General features: G+C 58.7%; 7 protein-coding genes. 2 read left to right on the top strand and 5 right to left on the bottom strand.

What is annotated here, in order from left to right; genetic code table 11:
* The first annotated feature begins 187 nt into the window (after nucleotides 1–187).
* Both RSE16_04860 and RSE16_04855 read left to right on the top strand, forming a co-directional pair.
* Nucleotides 188–1,435, top strand: a complete 1,248-nt coding sequence (locus tag RSE16_04860; GenBank protein WRH77300.1) for a cytochrome P450 — start codon at nucleotides 188–190, stop codon at nucleotides 1,433–1,435.
* 979 nt (nucleotides 1,436–2,414) lie between these two features.
* A complete protein-coding gene (locus RSE16_04855; protein WRH76800.1) occupies nucleotides 2,415–3,035 on the top strand; it encodes a response regulator transcription factor in 621 nt (206 codons plus the stop codon).
* Between the two features lie 106 nt (nucleotides 3,036–3,141).
* Here RSE16_04855 and RSE16_04850 read toward each other — a convergent pair whose 3' ends face one another.
* From RSE16_04850 to RSE16_04830, 5 genes are read right to left on the bottom strand one after another with little or no spacing between them, the layout of a single operon-like run.
* Complete coding sequence (locus RSE16_04850) at nucleotides 3,142–4,410, bottom strand: HlyD family type I secretion periplasmic adaptor subunit (protein WRH76799.1); 1,269 nt, start codon at nucleotides 4,408–4,410, stop codon at nucleotides 3,142–3,144.
* Nucleotides 4,407–5,492 carry a cell wall hydrolase gene (locus tag RSE16_04845; GenBank protein ID WRH76798.1) on the bottom strand — a complete coding sequence of 362 codons (1,086 nt, stop codon included), beginning with the start codon at nucleotides 5,490–5,492 and terminating at the stop codon, nucleotides 4,407–4,409. Before RSE16_04845 ends, RSE16_04850 begins: the two co-directional genes overlap by 4 nt.
* Nucleotides 5,489–7,675: a type I secretion system permease/ATPase gene (locus tag RSE16_04840; GenBank protein ID WRH76797.1), complete on the bottom strand. Its 2,187-nt coding sequence runs from the start codon at nucleotides 7,673–7,675 to the stop codon at nucleotides 5,489–5,491. Before RSE16_04840 ends, RSE16_04845 begins: the two co-directional genes overlap by 4 nt.
* Nucleotides 7,672–9,069 carry a TolC family outer membrane protein gene (locus RSE16_04835; protein WRH76796.1) on the bottom strand — a complete coding sequence of 466 codons (1,398 nt, stop codon included), beginning with the start codon at nucleotides 9,067–9,069 and terminating at the stop codon, nucleotides 7,672–7,674. Before RSE16_04835 ends, RSE16_04840 begins: the two co-directional genes overlap by 4 nt.
* 58 nt (nucleotides 9,070–9,127) lie before the next feature.
* Complete coding sequence (locus RSE16_04830) at nucleotides 9,128–18,532, bottom strand: DUF5801 repeats-in-toxin domain-containing protein (GenBank protein ID WRH76795.1); 9,405 nt, start codon at nucleotides 18,530–18,532, stop codon at nucleotides 9,128–9,130.
* Nucleotides 18,533–19,009: the final 477 nt, after the last annotated feature.

Here is a 19,009-nt window from a genome sequence, read left to right as displayed (position 1 = left end):
TTGCTCCCAGACAAATAGGCTGCTAGTGATTTTTAGTCAAATGACTAAAGTTTGGGTCAGCCGCCATCAAAGTGTGCCCACTGGCTGAAACCTGAGCGATCGTCGTTTCGCTCTGAGGGATGGGCATCGCTGTAACAGGCGTGACTGTCCTGACGGGCGAAATAAGCCCTGAATGAGAGGCCACGTGATGAAAGAGCTTACAGTCAATACTTCGCCGACGCGCTTTGACCCACTCGACGTATCCCGAGCGGAATTTTACGCCAATGACACGTGGCGCGAGCCGTTCAGCCAGTTGCGTGCCGAAGCGCCGATCTATCGCTGCACGGGCTCTAAGTTTGGCGATTATTGGTCGGTCTCGACCTATCAGCACATCATGGACATTGAAGCGCTGCCCCAGATCTTCTCTTCGTCTTGGGAATATGGCGGCATCACGATCGCATTTGACACTTACGATCTGCTTGAAGACGAAGTGCGCTTGCCCATGTTCATCGCGATGGACCCGCCGCGCCATACCGAGCAGCGCCGCATGGTTGCACCGGCATTCGGCCCGAGCCAGGTCGCCGCGATGAAGGCTGATGTGCAACAGCGTACTGCCGAAGTATTGGACTCCCTGCCCATTGGCACCCCGTTTGACTGGGTTGAGAAGGTGTCGGTCGAGCTGCCCACTGGCATGCTTGCGCGCATGTTCGACTTCCCTTGGGAGGAGCGCCACAAGCTGACGTACTGGTCCGACCTTGGCGGCGATGTTGAACTAGTCCGGGAGCCGGGCGGCCTCGCCCTCCGCAATGCGGCTATGAACGAAATGGGCCAGGCCTTTGCCCAGTTGTGGCAGGAAAAGGCCGCCAATCCGGGCCAGGATCTGATCTCGGTCATGATGCAGTCCGACGCGATGAAGGAGATGAGCCCCGAGGAATTTATCGGCAATCTGATCCTGCTGATCGTCGGCGGCAATGACACCACTCGGAACTCCATGTCGGCCATTGCCTATGGCCTTCACAAATTCCCCGAGGAGCGCGCCAAGCTGGAAGCGGACCCGTCTCTCATTCCCAACGCCGTGCAAGAGCTGATCCGTTGGCAGACACCGCTGTCGCACACGCGGCGCACGGTCGTCGAAGACACGGTATTCGAAGGCGTGCAGATGAATAAGGGGGACAAAGTTGTCCTCTGGTACATCTCAGCCAATCATGATGAGACAGTCTTTGACGATCCCTATGCGCTAAAGATCGACCGCGCAAACGCGCGGCGGCATCTGGCCTTCGGCTGCGGAATTCACCGGTGCGTCGGAGCAAGGATCGCGGAAGTGCAGCTGCACACTCTCTTAGAGGAAATGAGCAAGCGAAGGCTGCGCGTCAACGTAATCGAAGAGCCCGAGCGCGTGCCAGCTTGCTGGGTTCATGGGTACAGCAAGATGATGGTCACGCTAGAGCACTATTGAGCGCCGTCGGGAAATGGCGGGGCGCAAAAATAATGAGAAATCCGGCCAGACGGCCGCGTCATGTTTGGGTATCCGCGAGACGTAGCGCTCATCGACGCGGCCCACCTATCTGTGTAATTATCGTCAGCGAGCACCTTTCAAGTGCTCAATGCAGCTCAAGCATCGCTGGGCGTTTGGATGTAGGTTCAAATTGTCCCGAGATGAGATTCGAAATGTCGTTACGGTTTATGTAAATCAACAACTTACGCCCCAGAGAAGGTTCGACGCCGGTCGACTGCCCCCCGCCATTATCCCGATTTCAGTCAACAGCCTTGCAACCCCGCACTTGCTGGCGGACGGACGCTTTCCCGGTTCGAACAGTTCCAAAGCCGACAAGAAGCGCTTGGTTGGGACGCGAATCGGTAAGCGGGCACGATGTGCTGTCAGTGACCGACCTGTGATTTAGAGGTTAACGCAAAAGCCGCTTTGTCGCGGTCAACCGCGGACATTACACCCATTTTGGCTAGGTTGATGAAAAGGCCCGCGATTTGATAAGATAGCGACAACAATCACTAGCAAGTGAATGAATTTACGCTTTTTTACACAATTTACTGTGTACACTGTGTGAGGTCGTGCAACCAGCGAACTTTAGAAGGAATGTAATCCTTTATGGGTATTCGCTGTATTTCCAATGGCATAAATTGTTGGAATTTGTATAGTTTGATTACGTGCCACATTATCAGAAATGATTAATGTCGCCGTTTTGAGTAAAAAGCAGGGCTGATCTGGAACAGTTGGGTGTTTTGACGGGAACAACCTGATCGGTAACATGCTCGTGAATTTGGGGTCGCCTTTGACTGGTTATTCAGAAAGGGCGAAGATGCTAAAAACTGTTCATATTTCCTTGTTGGGAAAAAACGAAATAGCACGCGAGGGGCTTCGCAAGATTCTCTCGAGTGAAAACTTCATTATCAAAAATTCGCTGAGCGATGCGGCTATAATGAGCCAGCTGGCAAGTAAGGCACCGGATAATGCCGATGCCCATGTGGTGGTGATCGATTACAGTTCAATCGAGGAAAGCTTGGAAGCTTGCCGGTTACTCACTGCGCGCCCCTGTGATGCAAGGCTCGTTCTGCTCGCAGAGAAATATGAATTCGAAAATGTTGCGCTGGCCTTCCAAATTGGTGTCGACGCGGTCATCATCAAGGAAATCTCTTGCGAACCCCTGATTGAATCGATCAGTCTGGTCGCACTCGGCGAGAAAGTTTTCCCGTCACAATTGGCCGATGATCTCGGAAGCTGTGTGCCTTCATCCGAAACTGGCGACTGGCGTGGCAACGCCTCCGATGCTGGCCTGTCGGCGCGCGAAATCGATATATTGGAAAGCATCATGGGCGGCATGGCGAACAAGGTAATCGCCCGCAAATTCGATATCTGCGAAGCAACCGTGAAGGTTCATGTAAAAGCGATCCTGCGCAAGCTGGGCGTCGAGAACCGCACACAGGCGGCGACTTGGGCAGTCAAGCACAGTGTCTCTGCACCCATGCAGTCTGCCGGCGCGGCCACACTTCCTATGTTGGCCGAAATTCGCCCATCACCCAATTACGGTCAGGCAGCCTGACACAGGTTGCAGCAACCATAGTTCAAAACAGATGCCCCCGTCGGCCAGAATGCAGACGGGGGCAAACTTGTTTCAGAATCAAGGCGACCGGCAGGTTTTCGACAGGTCAGCGCTCGTTCAGCGCTTCGGAGCGAGCACGGATCAGCGGCTTCAGCAAATAGCTCAAGATAGTCTTCTTGCCGGTGACGATCTCGACATCGCAGATCATGCCCGGGCTAATCGGTAACCGGCGTGCGCCACTGGCAAGGTAGGAGCGATCGGTCTGCACGACGACGCTGAAATAACTTTCCTTGGCAGCCTCGTCATAAATGCTGTCAGCAGAAATCTGTACAACCTTGCCGGAGAGCCCGCCATAGACCGCGAAGTCATAAGCGGTAACCTTGACGTTCGCTCGGTCATTCACCTTGATGAAGGCAATATCCTTTGGCGAAACGCGGGCTTCGACCAGCAGTTTATCGCCAAGCGGCACCACCTGCATGATCTTCTGGCCGGCCTGCAGAAAACCCCCGACAGTGGTAACCTGCACATCATTGACGATGCCGTTAACCGGCGAGCGTATCTCGCTGCGCTGCAATCGGCCCGTTGCACCGCGCAGCGATTCGCTGTTCACAGCCATCTTGGCGACCAATTGGCTCCGCTCGTTCAAGGCTTCCTGCCGGAATTGCAGACCTGCCTCGGACGATTGCGCCTGGGCTTCACTAATCCCTGCCTGCGCGCGTGACACCGCCTGCTGCGCTGCTGCCAATTTTCCGCGCAGTTCAGTCGCCTCGCGCTGTGCGTTCATCAACTCGGTCTTGGGGACAATTGACTGGGCCGCAAGCGGCTCGATCATGCTGACCTGTTCTTGCGCGATTTTCAGGCTCGACTGCAGCGAGGCAACGGTTGCCTGCGCCTCGCCATAGTCGCGGCGGCGCTGTTCGATCGCAGCACTCAGTGCCGCCTGCCGGCTACGCTGTGCCGCCGCGCGAACAGACTGGAGCGCAGCCTCTTCGCTGCAGGCCGCTGTCGGGTTGGTGGCGCAATCCGCGTTCCCCATGCCGCCCGTGCCCTCGCGCGAGAGCCGTGCAGCCCGTGCCTCTAATGAACGATTTTCCGCCTCTATCTGGCCGAGTTGCGCAGACGATTCGGTATCGTCGAGCCGTACCAGCAATTGCCCCTTGCGCACCGCTTGCCCAGGTCGAACGACAATATCGCGGATGGTTGCCGGCTCGGCAGACTGGACGATCTGGGCTTTGCTTGACGGGATCACCCTGCCCTGCCCCCGCGTCACCTCATCCACACGGGCGAAGCTCGCCCAACTGACAAAGACGAACATGGCAACGCCCGATGCAAGGATGATACGCCGCGCACCGATATAAGGTTTCGTCCTGATCATGAGCCGCCTCCTTTTTCTGAAATTTCAAACGCGCCAGCCTGCTGCCGGGCAATTGCACGGGATGAATGATATGTGTCTTCGGGTTCAGGGATCGACGCAGCCCAGCCCTTTGAGATGTCGAGGCGCCCGCCCACATCATTGTCGGCGCGACTTTCCGGCATGAGGCCGGCCGGAAGGCGCGATGCGACATAGGCGCGGGCGGCCTCCTCGGCTTCATATTCAACAACAGACGCGCCAGTTGCTCCCTTCGCCGAAAGGAACGCACGCGGAAGAATATGAGGGATCGCCTCATTCCCCGAATACAAACCGGAAAAGGCGGACGGCATCCCCCATTTGCCGGGCCATCGGTAGAATATATGCGCCCCGATCTTGCTGATCTTGGCAAGTTTGGGCGCCCAGTAAGGCGACACATAATTGGCATGATAATGGGTCGCGAGGCCGACTGAGCGTTCCACATATCCGGCGAGGGCCGCTGCGGCAACTTCCTCCGCCTCACGCCAGGCCGCTGCACTTGGCTTGCGTTTCAACGATCCGTCGCATGTGAAACTGAACTGGCAGACCGGGCGATTGACGCCTTCATAGACAACCCCGCACACCGATTTGGGGAAGGCCGAATGGCGCATCCGGTTCAAAACCACTTGCGCCACGGCACGGCGGCCTTGGAGTGGCTCATAAGCCGCCTCATAATAGACTGCCTGTGTCAGGCAGCGCAGCGCGGTCAGCCCGGTACCGCTTTCAAGGCTGAGCGCGCGAAACGGCTTGGCCCCGACGGCCGGCACTTCGACAAAGGGGATGGCCTCATTGCGTTCTTGTGCCTCGTCAGCAGAGAGATCTGCGAACTGATTGGGGCTTTCGGTCAACCTTACAAGCTGCGCAATTTCGCGGTCTGAATAGGCGGACGGAGGAACGGGCTCCGCCAGAAATGTGTCTTCGGCACCCACAAGTTTCAAGAAATGTGCCCATAGCGTTTCCGATGTCAGCATGGTCACCAGCACAAAAATCATGGTCAGTTTCCGGGCAGTCCGGTCACCGAAGATCGCAAGGCCCAAAGGCCGGCTGACGGGAAGCGCGGCCGCCGTCATGACAGACCGGCTTTGGCAAGAATCTGGTCGCGTGGACCGTCGGCGACAATACGCCCCTTATCCATCACGATCAGCCGGTCGACCAGTTCGAGCACCGCCATGCGATGCGTCGCAATGATCAGCGTTTGTTGCGGCGCAAGCGAACCGCGCAAATGATCGACAAAATGCTTCTCGCTATGGCTGTCCATGGCGCCGGTGGGTTCATCAAGGAACAGCAGCCGCGCAGGCTCAACCAGCGCCCGGGCCAGCACCAGAAAACTGCGCTGCCCGCCCGAAAGCCGCGATCCGCGTTCACCAATGTGGAAATCGAAACCGTTCGCATCCTTGCCCAGAAATGCACCCACGCCAGATTGTTCGATCGCCAGGGCAATCTCGCCGTCGCCGGCATTTTCGGAACCGATCAGCAGGTTTTCACGGATCGTGCCGCTGAACAACTCGGCATCCTGCCCGACAAAGCGCAACTGGGCGCGCATGTCGTGCGGCTGGTGCTGGCGGCTGTCGAGGCCATCAATCCGGTAGCTGCCTGCGGTCGGTTCATAAAGGCCGCATATCAGTCGGCCGAGCGTCGATTTGCCCGAGGCGACACGGCCGATGATGCCGATGCGCTCTCCGGGCGCAATCATCAGAGAAATCTCGCTGAGCGACTCCCCACCAGCTTCGGGATAGGCGAAGCCAACATGGTCTAGCTGCATATGGCCTTGCCTGATCGCATGCACGATCGAGTGGCTACCCTTGTCGCGCTCATCGGCCTGATCCATCAATGTCTGAAGGCTTCCAAGGGTGACAAAGGCCTGCCGGCCGCGTGTCATGAGGAAGGCGAGCTGCCCTACAGGCGCAAGCGAACGGCTGGCCAGCATGACAATGGCGATAATTGCACCCATCGAAATGCTGCCGGCACTGAAAAGGTAAAAACCGCCGATAACCAACGCCACATTGGTGCCCTGCTGGCACAGAGTGGCAAGGTTCACAGCCTTGGCTGTAAGCCCGCGCAACTCTTCCTGCGTATGTGCATTCGAAGCCGCATAGCGCCGCCACTTGCCGAGCATGCGCCCCTCTGCACGGCACGCCTTCACGGTTTCGAGACTGCCAATCGCCTCGAATAGCGTCGTCTGCAAAAGGCTCGCGTCTACTTGCGCATCGGCGATCGAATCGCCCATCTTGCGCTGTAGAACCCAGCCCGCAGCAAACATCACCGCCATTGCAACGACCGGAATAAGCGCGAGCCAGCCGCCGAGAAACGCAATCAGCGCAACAAAAACGAACAAGAAAAATATGTCGGTGATGAGAACGACTGTGGTCGACGTGAAAAAATCGCGTACCTGTTCATATTCGGTCACGCGCCGCGCAAGTGCCCCAGTGCTCCCGCGCTGGGTCGCCAGCGGCAGGTTCAGCACCTTGTCGAGCAGCCTTTGCGACAGGCGCGCATCGACCGCGCGTCCAACTTCGTCGATCAGGCTGGTGCGCGCAAGCCGCAGACTATACTCAACCGAAATGGCAAATGCGACGCCCAGCGCCATCACCCAAAGGCTGGTTACCGCCTTGTTCGGGATGATCCGATCATAGACGTTCATCGTGAACAACGGCAATGCGAAGGCGACCATGTTGATCAGCAGCGACGCGAGCACAATATATTTGACCTGATCGCGCTCCTTCCAAACCTCGCTCCAGAACCAGTGATTTTTGTGGGCCAGATCCCAGGGCCGCTCGCGCGCCATTTCACGCGCAGGATCATTTCGGATGATCAACGTCGCTCCTGGCGCCATTCCCTCGATACGCTGGCGCGGCATCGCAACATTCATCGCGGTTCCGGGCAGCCAAATTGTCCAGTTGTCCTCGTCCACCGCGTTGAGCAGGACCGGCCGCCCGTTGCCCAGCACAAGCAGCGCCGGGACATCATGCCGGTTCCAGTCACTGACCGGGCGATTGGTAACTTCACAGCGCAGTCCCAACCGGTCCAATGCCTGGTCGATCTGGTCAAGCGGGACAAACCCCTGTTCGTCGAGCGCCAGTCCGCGGGTCACCCTTGCCGGGACAAAGGGACGTTCGAAAATGGCGGCAAGTTGCGCGACACAGGCGAGCAGTTCATCATCCTGTGGCACATGCGCGTTCCAGACATCGAAATCGAGTGCGGGGTCAGGCCCGGCCCAGCCCCGCGCTTGCGGTTTCCGGCCGGGCGCGGTCATTTCGGTTCCCGCATAGACGGGCTGTCGGTCAGCGGCGCATTATCCACCTTGAACCGTGTTCGCGCACTGGCCTGAGCAGCGCTGGGCGGATTGACCTGCATCGCCTGCAACAAACCGTCCAATGCAGCTAGCACTTTGAACTCGGCGAAAAACTGCGCGAAACGGGCAGTTTCAGCGCGCACCTGCACATTGTAACGGGTGTTCTGGGCATCAAGCACGTCGAGCAGCGAGCGGCGGCCGACATTGAACTGCGCGCGATATGAACGCAGCAATTCATCAGAAATTTGTGCCTGCTGATCCAGTTCCTTCACCAGCTTGCCCTGCGCATCCCACGCATTCCAAGAAACCCGCACATCTTCCTCTGCCTCGCGCGTCATCTGGTCGAGACGGAAACGGGCTTCGCGCTCGCGTCGGTACATCTCTTGGATTTTTGCGCGCTTTAAACCGCCATTGAAAACATCCCAGCGAACGACAAGGCCAGCCTGAAGGTCGTTGGTTTCGCCACGGAAACCATCGATATCGTCCCCGACGCGGGCGCTGCCTTCGAATGACATGGTCGGTTGCGAATCCGCTTTGGCTTTCGCAACCATTGCATAGGCTGCATCGACATCGGCACGTGCCTCACGCACGCGCGGATTCTGCTCGCGACTGCGGGCAATCGAATCTTCAAGGCTGGGAGGAATATTGTCCGCCAGCGACGGCGGCAGCGTTGCGCCATCGACCAGTTCCATGCCGGTCAATGTGCGGAAAGAGGCGGAGGTATTGACCATATCTTGGTTCGCCTCAATCAACCGTGTACGTGCGGACTGCAGCCGCTCCTCGGCCTGTTGCTGGTCGGCGACGCTGATCGAACCTTTGGCAACACCCTGTTTCAGATCATCGACCAGCTTGGAATGGAAAGCGATATTGTCCTCCGACGCAGCCACGATCCGTTGCTGCAACAGGAAATCAAGATATTGGCGAGAAACCTGCAGGGCGACAAATTGCGCTCGTTCCTCCACCCGAAAGGCGGCACCATCGGTTCGCGAGGCCTGATATTTCAGTTCGCTACGCCGGCTTCCCCCATCATAGATGATTTGCTGGACGCGCAGGCCCGCCTCCATCGGATAGAGTTCCTGATCGGCAATATTCAGGGAACGGCGCGTTGCATTTTCAAGCCGGCGGACTCCAGCCGAGCCTTCGACCGAAATTTGCGGATAGAAAAGACCCTGCGCCTGTTCGCGCTCAAATTCGATGGCATCCTTGTTTTCGACCGCTTGGTTGATTTCAGGGTGCGTTTGCATTGCTGCTTCGACGGCAGCCTTGAGGTCGATCTGTTCGCTGCGGGCCTGCCGCGGGGCCACGATGAGTGCGGTAGCGATCAGCAACGCATGGCGAAATGTCAGTCTCTGCATAGTCTTTCCCCTTTTTTCTTACCTCGCCCACGGGTGTGAAGGACGAGGCCGGTTTTATTCAGGCGTGGCCGGTCGCTGCGGAATGCTCCATCTGCGCAGCAATCTGGACCTGCATGAATTCAGGAATGAAAAGCGTTGGCGAGGTCATCGCCATCTCGCCAAGCGCTTGGTTGTCGAGCAACGGCGTCAACGGTTCAGACAGTTGCTGAGGCCCGAGCAGGGCATCCAAATCGACCATCTGCCCTTCCAGCGCATTGGTGACGATCGCACTGATGGGTTCGACCGGAAGGCTGACCTTGGCATCAACGGCACGCATTAGCGATTGATCAGCCGGCGCCGCAAATGGACTGGTCAGATCGGTGACCAGTGTTGCCGGGGCTAAGTGGGGTTCGACGCGTTCGACCATCGAAACGGGCTCGCGGATCGTGTCCTCGAACCGGTCTTCGGGCACGGCCGAAGCCATTTGGTCAGCAAGATGGCTAGAGGGTTCAGTACCGATGGTGTCGCGCATCTCGGATACGATCAGATAGTCGCCCAGCCAAAGCTCCTCGCCATCACCGCCGGACATCGGCATGAAGGGATCGGCTTCGACGGCTTCAATCGCTTGTGCAACCCCGATCACCGATATGTCAGAAGGCGGCGCTTGTTCGACATCTGCCGCCGCAAGCGGCAATGCCGCAACCAACCCCGCTGCGACGAGCGCTGCCGACATGGCGGTGCTGCCAGACAGCAGCGCGCGCTGCGCATCATTTGCTAAATTCGTCGCAAAGGCTGCGTCGGCCAGGCGGGCGGTGCTGCCATCGCTGCGCAGATACAGCGCCTCACCGCGCACGATCACCTGTCCTTCGGCGGTCACATAACCGCGGCTGTCTGAAACAAGCCCGATGCTGACAATGCCCGCCTCCGTAAGCGTTTGCAGTTCGCCCGGATCGGTTACGCCATTGCCATTGGCATCGCGCCAAACGCCGAAACTGGAAAATTCGGCATCGGAGCCGTTGAACTGGCCGTCGCCATTGCTGTCATAATTTGCTGCAAGGCCTTGCAGGTCGGTCAGACCTTTCTCGGCAAAGACCAGCTCGCTGCCCTCGTTGATCCGGCCATCGCCGTTGCGATCAAGCACAAGCAAACCGTCATCGGGGCCGACCCAGGCAGTCAATTCCGCGTGGCCATCGCCGTCATAATCAAAGCGCACACCGGCGGCGCTCGAGACAAACTCGACCCCGTCGCCATCGAGGTCGAGAACCACTGGCGGCGCTGCTGCAGTGATCGTTACCGACAGTGCTGCACTTGCCCGGTCGCCGTCGGTATCGACGATGCTATAGTTGAAAACCTCCGTCGCGGTGACCGTGATCGGACTTGGCGGCTGATAGCTATACTGTCCGGTCGCGAAATTGAGGGTCAATGCGCCACCCATCGGCGTCAGGATATTGGAGAGCGTCGTGCCCGAAATCGTGCCGCCGCTGGACAGAGAAATCGTCGATCCACCATCCCAGATATAGGTCACCGCGCCGATTGTGATCGACAGCAGTCGCCCGCCATCGGCACCGTAGAGATCATTCGCGTCAAGGTCGCCGCCGACCTGCGTCGGCACCACCACCGCGATCAGCGTTGCGACCAGCGCGCTGAAGCTGTTGACCAATATGGGAACATTGTCGGGTGCGCTGTTAACATCGACATCGGCGAGCCTTTGCAGGTTCAGCGGCTGCAGCGGGTTGTTGTCGACACCGATTACGGTGACATTGACATTGTTGCCATCGACATAGCTGTTCCAGGCCGTTGCGGTCGCGTTGAGCAACGAATTGACAACCGCCGGCGGAAAACCACTACCGAACTGCGTCTGCTGGTTCGGATTGCCGTCGCTGAGGAAAAAGACCTGATTGCTTGCGCCGGGAATGGCCGACCAGTTTGCAAGAGCGGTCTGGATCGCACCAGTATAATTGGTGTTGAGCCCGATGGTGTCAGGCCTCGTCCCGCCATCGACCGGATTAAGCGAATCGAGATAGGCATTGGCGGCTGCCGCGGTGGTGAAATTGGGAGAGGCGAACGAGCCCGACGAGAAGATCACGAATTTGATGTTGAGTTGACCCAATGCTGCATTGTCGAGCAGAGTCAGCGCATTCTTGACTGCATCGAGCATCGTGTCGAGTTCACCGGCGTCGATGCTGTCGCTGAAATCGAGAATGAAGAGCGAGTTCACATCCTGCGTCGGCTGGGTCGACGAACCGCTTTCACCAAATGCACGCGGGGCATCGTCTTCTATGACGATGCGGATAGCACTGGCGTTGGTCGTGGTGGTCGTACCATCGCTGACCGAGACCGGGACAGTGAACTCGCGCAGATCCTCAATCAGGCTGTCGGCATGGTCGACCGCTTTCGACAGCGTTACCGAATAGGCACCGTTTGCCGCCAGCGTGACGCGGATCACCTCATTGCCGCCGACTGAACCTATCAGTGTTCCGGTACCTATGCCGCTCCAACTCACCGGCACACCGCCTGCACTTAGCACATTGCCCGGATTGCCCAGGGTTGCGGTCAATGTCTCACCTGTATCAACATCAGCAATGGCGAGGACGCCGCTGAAACTCCCGCTATCCGTTGTATCGAGCGTCGCATTGGGGGCGCTGTCGGGGTTGGCATTGGGAAGCCCCTCTTCCGAAATGCGCGCCACCGAAGATCCGATTGTGGGCGCATCATTGGTGCCGAAAACCGTAATCGTCAGCGCAGAGCTAACGGACAGCGCGCCATCGGTAACTGTATAGCCGAAGCTTTCGGACAAGGACTGTCCGCTATCGAGCGCGTTGACCGCTACATTGTCCTCGTTGAGCGTGTAGGTGTAAGCACCATTGCCGCCAATCACCAGCGTGCCATAGATCCCAACATAGGTTCCTGCGGTCGAGACCGTGAGCGCCTCAAGGTCAGGATCAGTATCGCCAACATCGGCAAAGCTTCCCGACGGTGCGCCGGGGTGGCTGATATCCTGCAACACATTGCCGCTGGTCGCAGGATCCGAGCCGCTCGGCCCATCGAGCACCCAGTTGGTGTCGGCGCGCGCCACAGGGAAATCATTGGCGCCGGTAATCGTGATCGTGATCGTGGCCGTCGATATGTCGCCATCCGTATCGGTGATACTGTAAGTGAAGGTCTCGGCGAGGGTTTCGCTCGCTTTCAAAGCGATGACGTCGGGGTCGGCAATGTCGAGTTCGTAGCGATAGCTGCCATCGGCAGCGACAGTAATCGAACCATAATTACCGGCGAGTGCGGAACCAAGCGCGCCAACGGTGCTGCCATAGGCAATCGCCGTCACACGCAACCCGCCGTCACTACCGGCGCTGTCGGCAACGCCGTCAACGCCATTGGTATCGACGCCGCCAATTCCGGTCAGCACATTGCCATCGGCGAATATTTCGCCGTCGCGCGCGACATTGTCGCTATCGGCAACCGCCTGTGGTGCATCGTCGCGGATCGCAAAGCGGCCGGTTATGTCCACTGTCGCACGGGCAGTGTCGCCATCGCCGTCTGTAGCGATTGCGGTAAGGGTGATGAGACTGCTGCCCGAAAGCGACACGCTCTGGTCCGGCCCGCTGTCAGGCGTATGGCGCACGGCGCGCGACTGGTCGAAGGTGACCACCCCCGCCGCGTCAACGCTGATGCGGAAAACCTCATGCGTCGACGTGCTCCCGACAATCACCCCGCCGACAAGCGCGAGGGTGACAGCCTCGCCGCTGAGCGAGTCGACAAGGCCGCTCGGTCCCGCGGTGACGCCTAGTTCATAGGCGACAGTGCCCGGGCCGTCGGCACCAAAGCTGAGCGCCGGCGAGAACAGCCCGGCGAAGCTTCCACTGGCATTAACGGCGAGCATGCTGTCGTCTGTTTCAAGCAGAGGCGCGTTGCCTCCGCCCGAAATCGCCGGCCCATCATCGGCAAAGCGGATATTGCCTCCAAGGTCGATCGTCGCACTATCGCTGATACTGTCGCCGTCACGGTCCACGATCGTCGCAGTTCCGCGCAGTTCAATCAGACCGGCAGGCAAGGCCAGCAACTGCTCAGCATAGGCACCCGATGCGCCGGGCAACGGATGATCAAGTTCGCCAAATTGGGTCAATGTGACAACAGCGGTTGCGGCGTTCACGGCAACCGAGAAAATTGGCGTTCCTGCTGCGCTTCCGATGATCTCCCCGCCAACCAGCGCGAGTGTGATGGGCACACCATTGCTGGTAAGGCTTGTCGCAGCGGCTCCGGCACCCAACACCAGCGCATAGGCCCAACTGACCGTAGCACCATTGGGCGCGCCGTCTGCCCCATAGGACAAACTGTCTGTGCTAAATGCAGCGGCGAAACTGACAGTAGCCGTATCAGATGCGAGGCCGATGCTATCAGCGTCCTGTGTGGTAAGCACTATCGCATTGCCATCAGTTGCGCCGACATCGATCGAGGGCCCGTCATCGCGGAACACAAGAGTATGGCCGACGTCGACCGTCGCGCTGGCGGTATCGCCCTCGGAATCGGTGACCGTTGCAGTCAGGCTGATCCGCATCGCGATCATGGTGACAGGATCATTCGGGTCCGCAGCGTCCGGGTGCGCGACGGCACGCATCTGATCCAGCGTGGCAACGCCATTGGCATCGACAGTCAACCGGAAGACAACGGCCCCAGCCGCGTCGCCGACACGGCCCTCGACCACATTGCCCGATGCAAAGAGCAGGATGCTGGAACCGGTGGCGACGTCGACCAATCCTGATACCGGATTGACGGCAAAGCTGTATGCCATCGTCGCCGGCTGGTCGGCACCCTTGACGATATTGAACAGGGCTTGGAAATTGGCGGTCGCATCCTGTGCGAGATTAGTCTCGTCAACGCTGAGCAGGCCGGCTGCCACGGTGCGCCCGGAAATGGAGGGCACATCGTCGGAAATGGCGACATTGACCTGCCCGACGACGACGTCACCGTCACTGTCGGTCGCTACAATCTTGGCAAAGCCCATGGCGGCAAGATCATCCGCCGTGATGTCGCCATGGAAGGGGTAGTTGGTGAGCAGCGTTGCGGTCACGGTCGCGGTCAGGCCAACAACGGCAAGGTCGAGTTGCACGATGGGGATATCGGTATACCAGCCGATGATCGTCGTCGGCGAATCGAACGTCCAGGTCAGTCCGCCGCCCAGCCCTGCAAGATCACCAAAGCCGATCGAGACGATCGGGTCCGAGCCAGCGGTGAAGCTGATCGTGCCGCTCGTCACCGGCAGCGGGAAGCTGGGCGACACATTTGGCGTTGAACCTTCGAGCAGGTTCTGATCGTCAAGCGTCAATGTAATTGGTGTGCTGGCCCGGGGATCCTGGCCGTCAACCAGCGAAATCGCCTGCGTGGCGGTTGCCTTGTCACCATCGCCATCGGTTATGGTATAGCTGAAACCAGCATCGAGCGCCGACGCGCTAGACGACGGCTTGGGATCGAAGCTCCAAGCGCCACTCGCATCGAAGCTGTAAGTGCCAAAGGCGTTGCTGTGCGTCGTCGTGCCCGATGCTGCAATGGCGACGGTGACGCCGTTGATAACCACCGAGGTCAGGCTTGCGCCATCCGCACCCGGGGTATCATTGGCAAGAAGGTCGCCCGCAAGGGTCGCTGCATCTTCGGCTATGATGATCGCGCTATCGGCCCGGGCAATCGGCACATCATCGATGATATCGATGGTGATGCTGTTTTGCGTGCTGTTCCCGAATGCGTCGGTGACCGTGTAGGTGAAGCTGTCAGCACCCGCGACGATGTTCGCGCCGTCATTGGCGGATAAACCGGTTATGGGGCTGCCGAGTGTGTAGCTATAGCTGCCGTCGGCATTGATGATCAGCACGCCATTCTTGCCGATACCATCGCCAGTCAGCGCAAAGCTGTATGGCCCGTTGCCGCCCGCCACATGGCCATTGAGGTCACCCGCGACTGTTTCCGCCTCGCTGTCGGGATCGCTGCCATCGGACAGCGCGGCCTCCGATACCGTCGCGCTCACAGCGCTTGCCGACAGGCCGGAATCATCAAGCGTGATTGTCAGCGTCGTCGTTGACAGGTCCCCATCGCCGTCGCGAAGAGTATAAACGAAGATGTCGGTTCCGCCGGCAGCAGGGACCACATTGGGGTTAGAGGCATAGCTGTAGCTGCCGTCCGCCGCGACGGTAAGTGTGCCGTAAAGCCCGGCAATCGCTGTACCGACCCCTCCTGACACAGCAGCGGTCAGGTTGCCGGCGGCGGCGCGCACACCAATCAGTTCGGTTTCATCTGCACCTGCAATATCGTTCGCCAGAAGGCCCGCATTGGCATCCGCGACCAGCGTCTGCCCTTCCCCAATATCACCGCTATCGGCTTCGGCGAGCGGACGGTCATCGCCGATCGCCACATCAAGGCTGTCGCTTGCGACGGTCCCGTCGCTGTCAGTAACGACGATGGCGAAACTTTCGGTCAACACATCGTCGTTGGCACCGCTATGCAGCAGCAGATTGTCGGTCAGTTCATAGCTGTAATGGATCGTGCCACCGACCACATCGCCATTGGCATCAAACAGCGGTTCAAACCCGGTAATCGTCAAGACGCCATGATCAGTGGTCACGGTGACGCCATCGACAATGCCACCATCAAAGACAGTTGCACCGCCAATAGTAAGGTTGGCCAAACCGTCAGGTGCATCAATGCTGAAGCTGCCGGTGCGGACCAAAGCGTCCGGATCGGGGGCAGAGCCATCGGCCAGATTGGCTTCGTTTAGGCTGAGTTCGACACCATCTAAGTTAAGTTCCCGGATGATCACGCCATCATCACGGCCGCTTATCGCGATGGTCAGCGTCGCAATCGCGGGATCGCCATCGGCGTCGGTTATCTGATATTCAAAGGTTTCGATCAGGCTGTCGTTGCTGTCGAGCGCGACGATATCGGGATGTCCGGCATCGAGCACATAGCGATAGCTGCCATCGCTGTTGAGTGTCAGTGTGCCATAGCTTCCCGCGGTCGCGCCGCCGAGCACGCCTGCATTACCGCCAAACGCCACGTCGGTGACAATTGCACCATCTGCACCTTGGATGTCAGCCGCGCCATCGCTGGCATTGGCGTCGCTGCCACCAGCGCCAGTCAGCACATTACCATCGGCAAATAGCCCAGCCTCATCAGCATCCACCAAATCAACATCGTCAAACGCAATCGGCGCATCATCGATGATATCGATTTTGAGGCTGCCGTTCACACCGTCGCCATCGGCATCGGTCACACGGATCGCGAACTGGTCGCTGGCAGCGTCGCCCTGCGCAGAAACGGTCAATTGATAGCTGTAACCGATCTTCCCAGCATCGATTGAGGTGATGGTCAGTGTTCCATAGCTGCCTGCAAATGTCTGGCCGACTGCAATGACCTCTATGCCGCCAATGGTCACGCGCGCCGGACCGTCAGCCGCCGTAAAGGTGAAACTGCCATTGTTGGTCGCACTGCCGCTTCCAGGATCCGAGCCGGTGGGAAGCCCCGCTTCGGAAACCTGCTGTCCGTCGCCTGCGCCGCTGGGGACGACCACTGTCACACCGCTGTCGCGGATCGATACGGTAAGCGTCGCGCTCGAAATATCGCCATCGCCGTCACGCAACGTATAGGTGAAGGTATCGACAACCCCGCCCGATGTACCCGGATTGCGGATGTAGCTGTAACTGCCATCGCCATTGAGCGTCAGCACGCCATAAAGACCCGCAAGCGGCACACCCGGCGGTGCAGTTCCGCCAGCGCCTGCAACGGCCGAAACAGTCGCGCCATCGGCACCCTGCACATCCGCGCCGCCATCATTTTCGGTATCGGTGATGACATTGCCGGTCGCCGGGCCATATGTCCCCGCCGCAACGCTGTCGGTATCGGCGGCGGCGCGTGGTGCATCATCGATGATTTCGATGTCGAACGTCGCCGTAATGCTATCGCCGTCGCGGTCGGTAACAGTAATCGTGACCGGCTGAGCTGCCGGACTGGCGCCGACATTTTCGGTCAGCACGAAGACATATTCAAACGACCCGTTGGTCAGGCCGGATATATATAATATGCCGGTGGGCAGTTCGATTTCCTGATCGCCGCCGGTCAATGTGACGCCGTTGATCGTGATCGTTGCCGGACCATCCGGCGCATCAAACAACACTGCGCCTACAGTGATGTCGGAGCCGTCGCCCGCGCGCGATCCTGGCGTACCGCCGTCGCGTTCGGAAAGGCCTGCCTCGTCCACGCGGGTGCCATCATCGCCCGCCGAAGGGACGAGCAAGCCGACACCGCTATCGGCAATATTGACCGTGAGGGTCGCGATGGCGACATCACCGTCGCCATCGGTCAATTGATAGGTGAAAACGTCGGCAACGCCGCCAGGCGTGCCCGCATTGCGCGTATAGCTATAGCTTCCGTCGGACTGGATCAGCAGCCGGCCATAGGCCCCCTCGATTGCCGCTCCCGAAGGGGAAAAGGCGATGGCAGTTGCCGAACGGATGCCGGTAACCGTTGCGCTGTCGGCACCTTGCGTGTCCGCACCAGCCGAACCGCTGGCCGTACCCTGGCCGGTGATGACATTGCCTGTCTGCGCTGAATAAGTGTTGGGTGCCACATCCTCACGATCTGCGCGGGCGACTGGTGCATCGTCGAGGACGGTCAGCGTCAGCGTCCCCGTTGCGACATCACCATCGCGATCGGTGACTGTAATGGTAACAATATCGCTCGCGGCCGGATTGGTCGAATTGTCGGTCAGCGTATAACTGTATCCGACCGCGCCCGGCGCGATACTGGTGATCGTGATCAACCCCAGCGGCGTGGTGATCGTCTGCCCTACCCCAGTCACAATAGTGCCGTTGACGGCTACGCTCGCGGGCTGATCAAGCGCAATGATCTGGATCGTGCCCGATACGGTTTCTGCTGTGGAGGCCGGGTCGGAACCTGCCGGTTCGGAACCGCGAGCCGGCAAAGCAGCCTCAGACACCGAAGCCGTAGCCGAGATCGCACCGGCAGGCTGATCCGGCGTGACTATCAGGATTTCGGGTTCATTGTCGGCAACTGCCGGGATGAACTCGCGCTCCTCACTGGTACCAAAGGCAAATTCTGTCGGTGGCAATAGATCGCCAAGGCCGAAAGAATCTCCGATATCGCCAACGGGCTCATCGAAATTCCCGCCGGAACTTTGCGGTGCACCTGCTGCAGGTTCCGGTTCCTGCCCTGCAAGCAGCGCCGCCAGGTTCGCCGGCGGGATGTTGATCGTGCCAATCATGATCTGCGGCATCCGCAGCGCACCATCAACGATCACCAGCACTTCACCGTTCGGCAGCGTCACAACCAAATCAGCACCCACCGCACGAATGGCATCAAGCCGGGTGCCTGCAGGAAGCTGGATCTTGCCGTCGACGGGAACAATGCGCGTGGCATCGGGAGGAATGGTGGTCGCCGGACCTACCCCGGCGGCTACGGCCTTGCCGGATGGCTTTGACATATTGTGCGCTGCTTCAGCACCGACATCGCCATGCGAATGTTCACGACTGCCTTCGTTCTGATTGCCCGCTTGGCTGAGCTTTAGCTCCATAGCTTTCACACCTCTGCATGCGCTCCTCGCGCCTGGAAGGGGTATTGGTCGTTACGGGGACCCCCCTTGGCCGGGCGCGAGCAGCCGTTCAGTCCCGTATCCGCAAGGCGCCCGGAACCTCGATTTCTGCTCGTGTGATTTGTGCTTAGTGCTCGTTGGCGACCATTGCCTGAACTTCATCACCCTTACCGGCATTTCAGGCGCAGCCAGCCGATTCGGCAATGGAAATTTCAGATAGTTAAAATTATACCTTGGTATATTTTATGTATCTAAGGTATTATTTTATCGATAGTATTCACAAAAATGTGATATTATGAATAAAATTCAATACTTATTGAAAGTATTTCAATATTAATTTCCAATTTATTCTACAATTTTAGTTTAGTT

The organism is Sphingobium sp., assembly GCA_035196065.1.
GTDB lineage: Bacteria > Pseudomonadota > Alphaproteobacteria > Sphingomonadales > Sphingomonadaceae > Sphingorhabdus_B > Sphingorhabdus_B rara.
This window is presented reverse-complemented; position numbering and strand designations above follow the sequence as displayed.